Origin of the sequence: Pseudonocardia sp. EV170527-09, from assembly GCF_008369905.1 — a bacterium.
Lineage (GTDB): Bacteria > Actinomycetota > Actinomycetes > Mycobacteriales > Pseudonocardiaceae > Pseudonocardia.
Map to the genome: position 1 here is coordinate 1 of NZ_VRMC01000057.1, position 14,429 is coordinate 14,429.

A 14,429-nucleotide genomic window follows, 5' to 3' on the forward strand; every position below is an offset into this window, starting at 1 on the left:
CAGCAACGACTGAACACCCGACAAGGGGGTCAGTCCCAATCCGTCGTTACGGGGTTACTCCCAACCCGCCGTTGACAACCGGCGAATCCTCAGTCCTGAACGGATTCCCCACCCCCTGCCCACCCCCTGGAACCCCCCTGTGACGTGTCCGGCCGGATCGGCGCCAGCGGATCGGACCTACCGTCGGGACGAGCGACGACCGCACGATTCCGCCGCGATTCCTCCGAGATGCCCCTGGGACGTCTCCGCGATGGCTCCGAGATGTCCCTGGGGATTCCACGGCGATTCCACGGCGATTCCACGGCGAGGCTCCGCTGCCGTTCCGCCGCGACGCCGCCGCACTGTCCGACCCATTCACCGACGCGAACGGGAAGCCGACGTGACGCAGATCCAGTTCCAGCCCCGCACCGATCTCCCCCGACGCCCCGCCCCCGGCCGCGCCCCGGCCGCCGCGTTCGTCGACATCGCCGACGCCGACGCCTACTGCGCGGCCCACCCCGTGCTCGGCCGGATCGACTACGGCGCCACCGCCACCGGCGCGTCGCTGACCGGGGGTCATCCCCGGCTCGGGCTCGGGATGGGCACCGGCACCGCGGACCTGCCCGCGTTCTCCGAGGTGTGGACGACCGAGGGCCCGGTCGAGACGGGCAGCACCAACGGGGTCGTGTGGTCGCACGACGACGAGTTCCTGCTCTGTGCCGGGCACATCCCCGAGGCCGGCAGCTACGCGGAGGCGACCCGCTCGGCGTACACCACCGCGATCGACCTGATGCACGAGCTGGGCCACACCCGCTGCTTCCGGATGTGGAACTTCGTCAACCGGATCAACGAGGACAACGCCGACGGTCTGGAGGTCTACCGCGACTTCTGCCTCGGCCGTGCGCACGCCTTCCGCCGCAACGGGTTCGCCGACACCGAGGTCCCGGCGGCGACCGGCATCGGCGACCGCGGCGACGGGATCATGTTCTACCTGCTGGCCAGCCGCAACGGGCACGGCACGCCGGCCGAGAACCCGCAGCAGGTCGCGGCCTACCGCTACCCGAAGCGGTACGGGCCGGAGGCGCCGCGGTTCGCCCGCGCGACCCGGCTGGTGCTGGACGGGCCCGGACCGGTGTACGTGTCGGGCACCGCGAGCATCACCGGGCACCTCACCCGGTTCCACGGCGACGTCGAGCGGCAGACCGGACTCGCCCTGGAGAACATCGCCCGCGTGCTCGCCGCCTCCGGCCCGGCCGCCGGGGCCGTCCCCGACCTGTACGACCTCGACCTGGTCAAGGTGTACGTGCGGCACGCGGACGACGTCCCGACGGTGCGCGCGATCGTCGAGGCCACCCTGTCCCCGCACGCCGAGGTGCGCTACCTCGTCGTGGACGTCTGCCGCGCCGACCTGCTGGTCGAGATCGAGGGCATCGCCCGCACCGTTGCCGGACCGCGGCCGTGACCCGGTCCGCCACCCCAGCCGCGCCGGCCGTGGCGGGCCCCGCCGGGCCGCCCGCCGCGCAGCAGCCCGACTGGGCGGGCCATCCGGGCCTCGGCCGCGCCGTGCGCAGGCTGGCCTCGGCCCCGCCGCTGGTCGGCCCGGACGAGATCGCCCGGGCCCGGCGCGCGCTGGGCGAGGTCGCCGAGGGCCGGGCGGTGGTGCTGCAGGCGGGCGACTGCGCCGAGCGGCTCGACGAGTGCGGCGCCGGGCACACCGCCCGCCGGCTCGCCGAGCTCGACGCGCTCGCCGCGCTGCTCTCCGACCGCACCGGGCACCCGGTGCTGCGGATCGGGCGGATGGCCGGCCAGTACGCCAAGCCGCGGTCGTCGCCGGTGGAGGAGCACGACGGTGTCGTCCTGCCGGTCTACCGCGGGGACCTGGTGAACGCACCCGAGCCGGACGAGCGGGCCCGCAGGCCCGACCCGGACCGCCTGGTGCGTGCCCACCGGGCGGCGGCCACGGTGCTGGCCGGGGTCCGCGCGCACCCATCGCGGTCCGGGACCGGGCCCTTCACCAGCCACGAGGCGCTGGTGCTCGACTACGAGCGACCCCAGGTGCGCCACGACCCGGTCAGCGGCGACGACCACCTCACCTCCACCCACCTGCCGTGGATCGGCGACCGCACCGCCGACCCCGGCCAGGCACACGTCGCGCTGCTCGCCCGGGTCGCCAACCCGGTCGCCTGCAAGGTCGGTCCCACCGCGACGCCGGACCGGCTGCGGCGACTCTGCGCGCTCCTGGACCCGGACCGCTCCCCCGGCCGGCTGACCCTCGTCTCCCGGATGGGCCGGGACCGGGTCCGGACGCTGCTCGCGCCGCTGGTCGCCGCGGTCCGCGACGCGGGCCACCCGGTGGTGTGGCTGTGCGACCCGATGCACGGCAACACCGTGCGGACGCCCGACGGGACGAAGACCCGGATGCTGGCCGACGTCGTCGCCGAGGTGCGCGCGTTCGGCGAGGTCCTCGCCGCGGCGGGGGTGCACGCCGGCGGGCTCCACCTGGAGACCGCCGCGACCCCGGTGACCGAGTGCGTCGGTGCCGACGTCCCCGGTCCCGGTGGGCTGGTGGCCCGCTACGAGTCGCCGTGCGATCCCCGGCTGAACCCGGTCCAGGCGCGCGCGGTGATCGCCGCCTGCTGAACGCGGGCGGTCTACGCCGACGCCGCTGCGGTTTCCGCGGCCGGGCCGGACCCGAGGGATGCCGGCAGCGAGGTGCGGTCCCGCACGCCGAGCTTGCGGAACACCCGGGTGAGGTGCTGCTCGGCGGTGCTGGCGGTAATGTGCAGCCGCTGCGCGATCTCGCGGTTCGTCAGGCCCGCCGCGGCCAGCTCCGCCACCCGCCGCTCGCCCGCGGTCAGCACGGCGGCCGTCCGGCCCCGCTCCGGATCGGGATCCGCGGTGCAGTGGGCGCGCAGCGTCGTGGCCAGCGCGTCGGCCCCGCAGTCGACGGCGAGGGTCAGCGCCTGCCGGGCGGTGGCCAGCGCGCGTCGGTGCCGGCGTGCTCCGGCGTGCACCCGGGCCAGGTCGGCGAGTGCCCGGGCGGTCCCGTAGCGGTCCCCGGCCGCCTCCAGCACGGCGACCGCCTCCTCGAGCACCTGCTCCCGGCCTGCGCTGCGACCCGCGGCGGCGAGCAGCCGCAGCGCCGTGCCGCGCTCCCCCGACGGGCCCGCGCCGGTCGCGGCGAGCTGTTCCTGGAGCAGCCGCCGGGCCTCGGAGCGGCCCTCGTCCCGCGGGGTGGTCCCGCCCAGCCGGGCGGCGGCCGCTCCGGTACGCCACGGCACGAGAGCCGGCCGGTCCAGGCCCCAGCCGACCGCGAGCTCACCGCAGGACAGGAAGTCCGCGAGCGCAGCGTGCGTGTGGTCCGCGGCCAGGTGGTACTCGCCGCGGGCGAACAGGTAGTGCAGTCCGTAGCGGGTGCCGAACAGCGCGGGAGGCACCGGGCGGGCGAGCAGCGCGGCCGCGTCGCCGAGCCGGCCTGCGCGGGTGGCCGCGACGACCGCGGTGGCCAGTGGCACCCCGCAGGCCACGCCCCAGTCCCCCGGTCCGATCTCCAGCGCCGCCGACGCCGCCGCTCCCGCGGCCCCGAGCCGACCCAGCCGCAGTGCGGCCTCCGCGCCCGCCGCACGGACCAGGGCCCGCCCGGGACCCGGCGGTTCCTCGGCCGCGATCGCCGCGGCCCGCTCGCACGCGACGGCGGGCCGTCCCGCGTAGACCAGCACCAGCAGCAGCTCGAACGCCACCTCCGGCCACCAGCACGCGGGGTCCCGGGGCCGGACGCGGACCAGTGCCTGCTCGGCGGTGGCCGCGGCCTCGGCCCGCCGGTCGCGGGTGCACACCGCGGCCAGCGCGTCGGCGACGGCCGTCCAGGCCGGGACGGCCGGGTCGCCCGGGACCGGTTCCGGCCGCGGGGGCAGCGGAGTCGGACCCGGGCCCGCCGATCCCGGGTGGGTGCGGACCAGCCAGCCCTCGACGGCCCCGGCGTCCGGGCCCCCGACGGCACGCAGCCGCGCCGCCACCGCACCGGCCTCGTCCGTGCGGCCGTGCCACAGCAACCGGCGCAGCAGCGGCGCCAGCTCGGGACCGGGCAGCTGCGCCACGGCCGCGGCCGGGCGGGTCAGCAGCCGGTCCGCGAGGCCCGGGCCGGCCCGCCACTCGGCGCGGGTGCTGCAGGCGTCCGCGGCCAGGACGTCGGCGGGGCCGGCACCGGCGGCCGCGGTCACCGCGACCCGGGCCAGCGTGCGGGCCGTGGCGGTGCGCCCGTCGCACAGCGCCTCGTCCGCGGCGCGGACCAACACCCCGACCGCCCACGACGGCAGGGCCCCACCGGCCTCGGCCAGCCGGTCGGCGACCTCGGCGGCCGGGGCGCCGCGGTCGTGCAGGCGTTCGGCGGCCCGCAGCCGAAGGGCCCGCAGCTCCGTGGGGGGCACACCGGCCAGGACCGCGTCGCGGACGCCACCGGGCAGCTCGTCGCCGGTCAGCAGCCCGGCGGCGGCGAGCGCACAGGTCGCGGCCGCCCGCCGCGGCCCGGCAGGGCCCGGTACCGCACCGGTCGCCGGCGGCGGCCCCGCGGGCCGGCGGCCGGTGACCGCGAGGGCGAGCGCGAGCCGCGACGCGCCCTCGGGCAGCCGTGCGAGCAGCACCTCGACCGCCCGGACCAGCGCCGGTCCCGGCACCGTCGTCCGCCCGGCCGCGTGGTCGGTGAGCAGTGCCGCGACCAGCCCCGGGTGCCCGCCGGTGGCCGCCAGCACGGCCTCCGGCCCCGGCCCCACCCGGGCCCGGCAGACCTCGGCGACCGCGTCGGCGTCCAGGGGGCCGACGACGTGGTCCCGGGCCGCCGGGCAGCGCCGCAGGTCGTGGGCGAGCGCGGCACCGGGTGCGGCGACCAGCAGCAGGACCGGTCGCCCCGGACCGGTCCGGCGCGCGATCCAGCGCAGCAGGCCCAGCGAGGCGTCGTCGGTCTCGCCCGCGTCGTCGACCGCCACCAGCACCGGCCCGGGTGGCAGCGCCGCGCCGAGCTCCCCCACCCGCAGCGCGCGCGCCGCCGGGTCCGGTCCCGGGTCGGGCAGCGGGCGGCCGCACAGCTGGGCGGCGACACCGAAGGGCACCGGCCGCTCGGCCGCGGACGCCGTGGCCCGCAGCACCGTCGTCCCGGCCGCCGCGGCCCGCGCGGTGACGGCGTCGAGCAGTGCGGTACGCCCGCAGCCGGGTGGCCCGTCGAGCAGCGCGACCCCGCCGGTCCCGCGGCGCAGCAGGTCGAGCTGCTCGCCGAGGGCGGCCCACTGCGCGGTGCGGCCGGGCAGGACGGTGCTCACGACCACCGAGGCTAGGTCGACGAAGACTGGCAATATCCCGGTTCCCGATCCGGTGCCATGGACGGCATGAACGCGACCCGCCCCGCGGTGCTGATGGTCGGGCTGCCGGAGAGCGGCCTGATCAACCCGATGCTCGTGCTCGCCGGGGAGCTGTCCCGACGCGACGTCGCCGACCTCTGGTTCGCCACCGACGACCACCGACGCGACGACGTCGAGGCCGCCGGTGCGGCAGGTGGCGCCCCGGTGCGGTTCTGCGGCCTCGGGGAGGTCGTCGGCGAGCTGTCGTCGGTGACCTGGGACGACCGCACCTACCGGCGGGTGACCGGGCGGTCCCGGTTCCGGGCCCGCGCCGCGGTCATCCGGAAGACCTACGTGCCCGGAGCGCAGGCCGAGAAGTACCGCAGGCTGCTCGCGGTGGTGGACCGGGTGCGGCCGTCGCTGATGGTCGTCGAGAGCATGTGCCAGTACGGCGTCCAGGTCGCGATCACCCGCGGCATCCCGTTCGTGCTGAGCAACCCGTTCGTCCCCAGCAACCTGCTGACCTCGCTGGTGCCGTTCGGGCCATCCTACACGCCGAAGGACTTCCCGGTGCCGCACTCGGGGCGCTCCGCGCACGCGGGGCCGCTGGGCCGGCTGGCCAACCGCTGGTTCCGGTGGCGGATGCTCGGGCTGTTCCTGTCCCCCGCCATGCGCTGGCGCAACGCCGAGGACGCCCGGATCGCCGCCGAGCTCGGCGTCGACCCCGCCTCCGCGGGCCAGTTCACCCGTACCGAGTCCGCGGCGATGGTCCTCAACTACTCGATCCCGGAGCTGGACTACCCGTTCGAGCTGCCCGCCGTGTTCCGGACCGTCGGCGCGATGATCCCACCGCTGCCGCAGGAGCCCCCCGGTGAGCTGACCGCCTGGCTGGACGCACAGACCTCGGTGCTCTACGCCGGCTTCGGCACCATCACCCGGCTCACCCGCCCCGAGGTCGCCACGATGGTGGAGCTCGCCCGCCGGCTGGAGGGCCGCCACCAGGTGCTGTGGAAGCTCCCCGCCGAGCAGCAGCACCTCCTCCCGGACACACTGCCGGCCTCCCTGCGGGTGGTGAGCTGGGTGCCGTCCCAGTTGGACGTGCTCGCGCACCCCTCGGTGCGGGCCTTCCTCTCGCACGGCGGCGGGAACGCCTACCACGAGAGCCTCTGGTTCGGGAAGCCGATGGTGGTCCGTCCACTGTGGGTGGACTGCCACGACCAGGCCGTACGGGCCGAGGACCTGGGCGTGGGGCTGTCGCTGCGCCGCCCCCGGAGGTTCGGCATCGACGACCTCCAGAACGCGGTGACCCGGGTGCTGGAGGAGCCCGCGTTCGCCGAGAACGCCCGGCGGTTCGCCGCGCTGCAACGGGCGGCGGGCGGACGCGAGCGGGCCGCCGACCTGGTCACCGGGCTCCTCGGCGCCGGTCGAGCGGCCCCGTCCGTCCCCCAGCCCTGACCCTCCCCGGAGGAACCATGTCGACCACCGAGACCGATCCCGAGCTCGTCCCGTTCCTGATGCGCGGGCCGGGCAAACCCTTCCCGCCCCCGGAGTACGACGCGCTGCGCGGGCAGGGACCCGTCCGCGCCGCACTGCCGGACGGGACGCCGGTCTGGCTGGTGACCCGGCACGCCGACGTCCGCGCCGTGCTCACCGACCGGCGGATCAGCTCGAACCCCGACCGGGAGGGCTTTCCCCGGCCCAACGCCAACGGCGGCGCGCCCTCGGCGACCGAGGTGCCCGGCTGGTTCGTGTCGCTGGACCCGCCCGAGCACGACCGGTTCCGGCGCGCCCTGATCCCGGAGTTCAGCGTGCGCCGGGTGCGCGAGATGCGCCCGGCGATCCAACAGGTGGTCGACCGCGTCGTCGACGACCTGCTGGCCCGCGACGGTGAGGCCGACCTCGTCGCCGACTTCGCCCTGCCGGTCCCCTCCCTGGTGATCTCGGCGCTGCTCGGGGTGCCCGAGGTCGACCGGGACTTCTTCGAGTCGCGCACCCGGACCCTCGTCACGATCGGGTCCGCCGACGCCGACCGCGACACCGCCACCGAGCAGCTGCTCCGCTACCTGAACCGGCTGATCGCGATCCGGACCCGGCGCCCCGGCGAGGACGTGCTGAGCCGGCTGGTGACCGCCGGGGACTTCACCCCCGAGGAGCTGTCCGGGGTGGCGATGCTGCTGCTGATCGCCGGGCACGAGACCACCGCGAACAACATCGCGCTGGGTGCGGTGACGTTGCTGGCGCACCCCGAGTGGATCGGCGCCGACGGTCTGCCCGACGAGCTGCTGCGCCTGCACTCGGTCGCCGACATCGTCGCGCTGCGCGTCGCGGTGTCCGACGTCGAGATCGGGGGTCGGACCATCGCGGCCGGTGAGGGCATCGTCCCGCTCATCGCCGCGGCGAACCACGACCCCGAGGTCTTCGGCGAGTGCCCGGCACGCTTCGCCCCGTCGCGCGAGTCCCGCCAGCACGTCGCGTTCGGGTTCGGTGTGCACCAGTGCCTGGGCCAGAACCTGGTCCGGACCGAGATGGAGCTGGCCTACCGGACACTGTTCGAGCGGGTGCCGGGCCTGCGGCTCGGGGTGCCCGCCGAGGAGCTCCCGATCAAGTACGACGGCGTGCTGTTCGGCCTGCACGCCCTGCCGGTGCGCTGGTGAGCCGCCCACGGGGAGAGGACACGCCCCCGGACCTCACCGACCGCACGGACGGGACGCGGGACACGACCGCCGCGGGCGGCGCCGGCCGGATCGTCGTCGACGTCGACCGCTGCATCGGGGCCGCCCAGTGCGTGCTCTCCGCGCCCGAGATCTTCGACCAGGACGACGACGGCTTCGTGGTGGTCCTCGACGAGACCCCGCCCGCCGACCGGGCCGACCGGGTCGGTCTGGCGGCGCGCATCTGCCCCTCCGGGGCGATCCGACAGGTCCCCGACGCCGGACCGTCGTGAGCGGGCCGGCCCGCCGGCAGGAACGGACCTGACAGGGCGCCCCGCCCGCGTTCTGCGGAACGCGGGCGGGGCGCCCTGTCGCCGGTCCGGGCATGTCGGACGTCGGTGTCGGACGTCGGTGTCGGACGTTGCTGTCAGGCGTCCACGCGGCGGGCGGTCAGCAGCAGGTAGCCGAAGCCGTCGACCGCGACCATCTCCGCGCACGGGTCCGGCCAGTCGGCCGCGCCCCCGGACTCGGCGGCCGCCCGCTGCTGGACCCGCGCCATCTCCAGGAACGTGCGCCGGGTGCTGTGCCGGCTGATGTCGCGGATCTCCTCGAATGTCATCCCCGCGGCCCGCAGCAGGTCCGGGTAGTCCCCGGCCCGCGACAGCGACATCATCGAGCCCTCGAGCAGCATCTGCAGGGCCGGACGCTGCTCCGGCAGGATCGGCCCCCGCTCGAAGAAGTCGGTGAGGACCAGGCGCCCTCCCGGGCGCAGCACCCGGGCGGCCTCCGCGACCACCTCGGACCGGTCCGGTACGTGCATGATCGACTCGAGTGCGACGACGGCGTCGAACGACGCGTCCTCGAACGGGGTCCGGCGCGCGTCGGCCACCCGGAACCGCACGGCGTGGTCGGCGCCCGCGATCTCCGCGGCACGACGGGCGTCGTCCACCTGGTCCCGGCTCAGCGTCACGCCCTCGACCGCGGCACCGGTCCGTGCGTGCAGCCGCAGGGCCGGGCCACCGATCCCGCAGCCGAGGTCGAGCACCCGGGAACCGGGGCCGACCGCCAGCCGCTCGATCACCATGTCGGTCAGCCGCAGCGAGGCCTCGGCGAGACCGAGCTCCTCCTGCGGCGACTCCCAGTACCCGAAGTGGAGCTGGTCGCCGAAGCCGAAGTTGCCGGCGCCGGTGTCATCGTCGGTGCCGGTGCCGCGCTCGGCGCACTGCTCGCCGAACGCGTCGTAGAGGCGGCCGACCGCCTCGGCGGAATCGTCGTGTCGGCCGATCCCTGTGTCCGTGTCGGGCATTGTCGCAGAGGTCCTCTCCGGGCGGTCCGGCGACCGGTGACGCTCATCGCACGGATACGTCATTCCATCGGGTGACACTATTCGAGGTGCGTCTAGGGAATTATCCGGAAAATCTCCTCGATACGGTTTCCCGGCGGGCCGGGGCGCAGAATCGGAATATGCGTTCCCCCATCGGCCACATCCATCCCGATCCGGTCGGCTTCGAGGCGGACCGGCTCCGAGGGCGGCGCGCGATCGTGCTCGGCGCCGTGCGACGCTTCGCCCGTGAGGGTGCGTCCGTGGTGGCCGCGGCGCGCCGGCGCGACCGGCTCGAACAGGTCTGTGCCGAGGTCCGCGACGGGCTGCCCGCCTCGGCCGGACCGGTGCTGCCGGTGCCCTGCGACGTGCAGGACGAGGAGTCGGTCGCGGCCCTCGTGGACGCCGCGGTGGAGCGGCTCGGCGGTCTGGACACGGCGTTCAACGTCCAGGGCGTCGGCAACACCCCCGGCCCGCTGCACGAGGTCCCCACCGAGGAGTTCGACCAGGTCGTGGCGGTCAACCTGCGCGGCACGTTCCTGGCGATGAAGCACGAGATCCGCGCGATGCTGGCGGGCGAGGGCGGCAGCATCGTCAACACCTCCTCGGTCGCCGGCCTGGTCGGCACCCCGCAGCTGCCCGCCTACGGCGCGTCCAAGGCGGGGCTCGACGGGCTGACCCGCACCGCCGCGATCACCTACGCCGACCGGGGCATCCGGGTCAACGGCCTGGCACCCGGGGCGACGATGACCGAGATGCTCACCCCGTGGGTGACCAGCGACGTGATCCGCCAGAAGGTCGCCGAGACCGCGCCGCTGCCGTTCCTCGCCCTGCCCGACGACATGGCCAGGGTCGCGGTGTTCCTGCTGTCGGAGGAGGCACGCTGGATCACCGGCACCGTGCTGCCGGTGGACGGCGGCGCCACGGCCGACTGACCCGCGCGCGGCCCGGCCCCGGTGCCGCCCCGGGCCGGGCGGCACCGGCCAGGGACGGCACCCGGGCAGGTCAGCGGTCGCGGCGCAGGACCGCGTCCAGTGCCGCGGTCATCTCGGCCTCCGGATCGTCTGCGGGACCGGTGGCGCGCCAGGCCACGACCCGGTCCGGGCGGACCAGCACCGCGCCGCCGGGGCCGGTCCCCCGCCGGTCGAGCCAGGCCGTTCCGGGGGCGAGCAGGTCGCCGTCGAGGTGTCCGATCCGGACCGCGTCCAGCCCGACACCCAGCTCGCCGGCCACCTTCGCCGCCGCCTCGGTCCAGGCCTGCCCGTCCTCGCCGGCGATCAGCAGGAACCGACCGGGGCGGACCAGGTCCATCACCGGCAGCCGGGCCGTGACGTCGCCGTCGGGGTCGACCCAGGCGTGCGGCAGCAGTGCTCCCGGGCGGGTGCCCGGCCGGTGGATCCGCGGGTCCGGCGGCGGGTCCGCCGGCGAGCCGTCGTCCACCAGCGCGGTCGCCGGGTCGGCCGGGTCCAGCTCGAAGCCGTACTCGATGCCGAGCGCGTCGAACTCCCCGGACTGGTCGGCGAAGGCACGGCGCATGCGGCGCCGGAGGTCCTCGTCGGCCGGGTCGTCCCCCCACATCCGGCGCAGCGTCGCCCAGTTCCGGTCCGGGTCGCTGCCCGGGCCGAAGCCGGCCGCCTCCATGCCCCGCAGGTGGGTGACGATGTTGGCCACGGCATGCTGGACGAACTGCACCGTGACCGGTTTGCGCTCGGCCTCGTAGCTGTCGAGCAGGCCGGGTCCGGCCTGGCCCTGGAGCACCGCGGCGACCTTCCAGACCAGGTTGTGCGCGTCCTGGATGGCGGAGTTGAGCCCGAGCCCACCGGTCGGCGGCAGCCGGCGCACGGCGTCGCCGAGCAGCAGCACCCGGCCGTCGGCGAACCGGTCGGCCACGACGCCCTCCACCAGCCACCGGTTGATCCGGTGGACCTGCATCGGGTGCCGGTCAAGGCCCAGTGCCCGGCGCAGCTCGGCCACGACCGCCTCGTCATCGGGGACCGGGACGTCCATCGGGAAGCTCAGGTGGAACACCCACTCCTCGGAGTCGGTCCCCCAGCGCTGCGGTCCCATCGGCACGATCGCACAGCTGGTACCGATGTGCGGCAGCCAGATCCAGCGGATCAGGACCTCGTCGTCGCGCAGCCAGCGGGTCAGGTCGGTCGTGGCGTGCACCGACACCGACCGGAACAGGTTGCTGACGCCCTCCATGGTCACGCCGCGGTCGGGCCCCACGAAGCGGCCACCGTCGCACCCGAGCACGTATCGCGCCCGGACCCGGGTGACCTCGTCGGTCACGACGTCGCGCACGGTGGCGGTGACACCGTCCCCGTCGGGGTCGAGGGCGGTGACCTCCCGGCCGAACCGGACCCGGCCGGGGGCCAGCTCCTCGGCGCGCCGGCGCAGCAGCGGCTCCAGCCGGATCTGCGGGAGGTTGGTGGTGCGGCACGGGCTGGCCGCGACCCAGGCCGGGTCGGTCGCGCCGGCGCCCCAGCACTCGATCCGGGCGATCTCGCGCCCGTAGTCGTCGTGCTCGCCGCGCAGCCCGGCGTACCAGCCGGTGTGGCTCATGTTCGCCGCGGGCGTCCCGGCCGCGTACACCTGCTCGGCCAGGCCCAGCTCGCGCAGGATCTCCATGGTCCGCTGGTTCAGCACGTGCGCCTTGGGCACCGTCGAGGTGTCCGGACGGGCGCTGACCAGCAGCGAGTCGATCCCCAGCCGGGACAGCAGCATGGAGGCGGTCAGGCCGGCCCCGCCGCCGCCGACGACGAGCACGTCGACCTCGCGCACGTCGTCCTCGCGCACGTCGTCCCCGCGCACCTCGACCCCGGGCACGCCGACCTCGGGCGGGCCGCCGCTCATGCGGGCCGCCGCCCGACCACCGCGCCGTTGGCCCCCGCGGCCTCGAACCGGACGACCTCGAGGTCGACGAACCCGGTGTCGGCCAGCCAGCCCAGGTACTCGGTCTCGGAGTTGTTCTCCCCGCCGTCGTGGGCGACGAGCATGTTCATGCCCATCAGCGCCGCGGCGGGAGGTCCGCTGCGCGCGGGGTCGAGCAGCAGCTCGCAGACCACCACCGCACCACCGGGCGGCAGCGCCTCGAAGCACTTGCGCAGCGTCTCCCGGTTGCGTTCCTCCCCCGCACAGTGCAGGACCTGGCTGAGCACGATCAGGTCGTGCCCGGACGGCAGGGCGGCGTCGGTGAACAGGTCGCCCGGTGCGGTGCCGATCCGGTCCTCCAGACCGGCCGCGGCGACCTTCTTCGTGGCGACCGGGCAGACGTGCGGCAGGTCGTACACGGTCGCCCTCAGGTGCGGGTACCGCCGGCACAGTTCGATCGGGAACCCGCCGGAGCTGCCGCCGACGTCCAGCAGCGCGGTGTGCCCGCCGACGTCGTAGGCCCCGGCCAGCGCGCCCGCGGTGGTGAGTGCGACGGCGTGCATCGCGTTGCCGAAGAACTCGGTCATCACGAAGTTGTCGACCTCGAAGACGCTGTCGCGCTCCTCCGGCTCGGCGAACACCGGGCTGTCGGTGCGCAGCGCCTCGGTGATGCCCTGCCAGCCGGGGTAGAGCACCCGGTCGTAGAACTGCACGAAGCCGCCGAAGTGGTCCTCGACCCCCTCGACGAGGAACTCCTGGGCGAGCGGGGTGTTGCGGTAGCGGCCGTCGCCGGTGCGCTCGACCAGCTCCAGGGAGGTGAGCGCGGCCAGCAGCACCCGTGCGGGGCGCGGGGCGAGCCCGAGCTCCGCGGCGAGCTCCGCCTCCGTCCGGGCACCCCGACCGGACAGGGCCGTGAACACGTCCAGCTCGACGGCGGCGGCGAGGGTCTTGAAGGCCATGAACCCGTTCACCAGGTTCAGCAGCGGGATCTGGGACGGCCGTGCGGACTGCTCGGTCACGTCGGTCTCCTCACGGGTCTCGGTCACCAGGTGACGGGAAGGGCGGCGAGCCCGCCGGCCAGGCGGCCGCCCGGGTGCGGCGCGAGCTCGGAGTCGTCGATGGCCAGGCGCAGGTCGGGGAACCGCTCGAACAGGGCCCGGTAGGCCACCCCGAGGATGATCCGCACCAGCGGCGCGCCGGTGCAGTGGCGCAGGCCGTGGCTGAAGGTGAAGTGCGGGTTCGGCACGCGGTCGACGTCGAAGGTGAACGGGTCGTCGAACACTCGCGGGTCGTGGTTGGCCAGCGAGAAGTCCACCATCACCAGGTCGCCGCGGCGGATGGTGACGCCGTCGACCTCGATGTCGGTGTGCGCGTAGCGGGGCAGCACGGGGGCGCCGATCGTCGCGCGGAGCACCTCGTCGACGGCCCGCGACATCACGTCCGGGTCGGCGACGGCGCGCCGGCGCTGCTCGGGGTTGCGCAGCAGCAGCAGGGTGCCGAAGTCGACGTGGCTGGCCAGCCCGGACAGCCCGGTGAACAGCAGCGCGACGATGTGCGTCGCGATCGCGCGGTCGTCCAGCCCGGTCTCGACGAACCAGGACACGACGTTGTCGCCCGGCGCCGCCCGCACCCCGGCGGCCGTCGCGGAGGCGCGCTCGAACAGCGCCTCCATCCCGGCGTGGGAGTCCGCGGCGTCGGTGGTGTCACCGACCCGGTCCATCATGGACAGCAGCGGCTCCCGCTCCTCCTCCGGGATGCCCATCATGTCGCAGAGCGCCTGCTGCGGGAACGGCATCGACCATGCCGCGTGCAGGTCGGCGGGGGCGCCCGCCTCCTCGATCCGGTCCAGGAGCCGTTCGGCGATGGCCTCCACGGAGGCGCGGCGGTCCAGCACCCGGCGGGCGGCGAAGCTCGCGGTGTACATCGCGCGCTTGGTCAGGTGCTCCTGGAGCTCGACCTCCGGGGGCGCGTCGGTGATGAGCATGTCGAGCATCGGGTTGTCGAGGAACTTCGGGGCGTGTGCCGGGTCCTCGTGGGACCGGCCGAGCCGGTTGTCGGTCAGCAGGGTCGCGACCTCGGCGTGCCGGGTGACCAGCCATGCGGGGTCACCGACCGGGGTGCGGATCGGGCACACCCCGGCCTGCTGCTGCAGCCGCAGCCGCAGCGGGCTCAGCGTGAGCACACCGGGCGGGTCGATGCCGACGACCGGCGGCTCGTCGTGTGCCGCGGCGGCACTCGTCGTGGAGGTGGACATGGGTTCTCCCTCGGGTGGAC

11 protein-coding genes are annotated in these 14,429 nt (G+C 75.4%); 6 read left to right on the forward strand and 5 right to left on the reverse strand.

What is annotated here, in order from left to right; genetic code table 11:
* Positions 1-379: 379 nt before the first annotated feature.
* Both FVA95_RS18000 and FVA95_RS18005 read left to right on the forward strand, forming a co-directional pair.
* Positions 380-1,441: an FkbO/Hyg5 family chorismatase gene (locus FVA95_RS18000; protein ID WP_161992344.1), complete on the forward strand. Its 1,062-nt coding sequence runs from the start codon at positions 380-382 to the stop codon at positions 1,439-1,441.
* Positions 1,438-2,619: a 3-deoxy-7-phosphoheptulonate synthase gene (locus FVA95_RS18005; protein ID WP_149665240.1), complete on the forward strand. Its 1,182-nt coding sequence runs from the start codon at positions 1,438-1,440 to the stop codon at positions 2,617-2,619. Before FVA95_RS18000 ends, FVA95_RS18005 begins: the two co-directional genes overlap by 4 nt.
* An 11-nt stretch (positions 2,620-2,630) precedes the next feature.
* On the opposite strand, the gene FVA95_RS18010 is transcribed toward FVA95_RS18005, so the two are convergent.
* On the reverse strand, positions 2,631-5,291 hold the full coding sequence (locus tag FVA95_RS18010; RefSeq protein WP_161992345.1) for a LuxR family transcriptional regulator: 2,661 nt from the start codon (positions 5,289-5,291) through the stop codon (positions 2,631-2,633).
* Positions 5,292-5,357: 66 nt separating this feature from the next.
* Here FVA95_RS18010 and FVA95_RS18015 point away from each other — a divergent pair, with 66 nt between their 5' ends.
* From FVA95_RS18015 to FVA95_RS18025, 3 genes are read left to right on the forward strand one after another with little or no spacing between them, the layout of a single operon-like run.
* Positions 5,358-6,764: a glycosyltransferase gene (locus tag FVA95_RS18015; RefSeq protein WP_205015892.1), complete on the forward strand. Its 1,407-nt coding sequence runs from the start codon at positions 5,358-5,360 to the stop codon at positions 6,762-6,764.
* Positions 6,765-6,781: 17 nt separating this feature from the next.
* A complete protein-coding gene (locus FVA95_RS18020; protein WP_149665243.1) occupies positions 6,782-7,963 on the forward strand; it encodes a cytochrome P450 in 1,182 nt (393 codons plus the stop codon).
* Positions 7,960-8,253, forward strand: a complete 294-nt coding sequence (locus FVA95_RS18025) for a ferredoxin (RefSeq protein WP_368667334.1) — start codon at positions 7,960-7,962, stop codon at positions 8,251-8,253. The genes FVA95_RS18020 and FVA95_RS18025 overlap by 4 nt, the downstream gene beginning before the upstream one ends.
* Positions 8,254-8,387: 134 nt before the next feature.
* Here the strand turns inward: FVA95_RS18025 and FVA95_RS18030 are convergent, their stop codons facing one another.
* Entirely contained in the window at positions 8,388-9,266 is an 879-nt protein-coding gene (locus tag FVA95_RS18030; protein ID WP_161992346.1) for a cyclopropane-fatty-acyl-phospholipid synthase family protein, read from the reverse strand.
* A gap of 158 nt (positions 9,267-9,424) precedes the next feature.
* On the opposite strand from FVA95_RS18030, the gene FVA95_RS18035 reads away from it, so the two are divergent.
* Entirely contained in the window at positions 9,425-10,216 is a 792-nt protein-coding gene (locus FVA95_RS18035; protein WP_149665245.1) for an SDR family NAD(P)-dependent oxidoreductase, read from the forward strand.
* Positions 10,217-10,286: 70 nt separating this feature from the next.
* Here FVA95_RS18035 and FVA95_RS18040 read toward each other — a convergent pair whose 3' ends face one another.
* From FVA95_RS18040 to FVA95_RS18050, 3 genes are read right to left on the reverse strand one after another with little or no spacing between them, the layout of a single operon-like run.
* Complete coding sequence (locus tag FVA95_RS18040; RefSeq protein ID WP_149665246.1) at positions 10,287-12,137, reverse strand: FAD-dependent monooxygenase; 1,851 nt, start codon at positions 12,135-12,137, stop codon at positions 10,287-10,289.
* Entirely contained in the window at positions 12,134-13,201 is a 1,068-nt protein-coding gene (locus FVA95_RS18045) for a methyltransferase (RefSeq protein WP_205015893.1), read from the reverse strand. Before FVA95_RS18045 ends, FVA95_RS18040 begins: the two co-directional genes overlap by 4 nt.
* Positions 13,198-14,409, reverse strand: coding sequence for a cytochrome P450 (locus tag FVA95_RS18050; protein WP_149665247.1), 1,212 nt, complete (start codon positions 14,407-14,409; stop codon positions 13,198-13,200). The genes FVA95_RS18045 and FVA95_RS18050 overlap by 4 nt, the downstream gene beginning before the upstream one ends.
* Between the last annotated feature and the right edge of the window lie 20 nt (positions 14,410-14,429).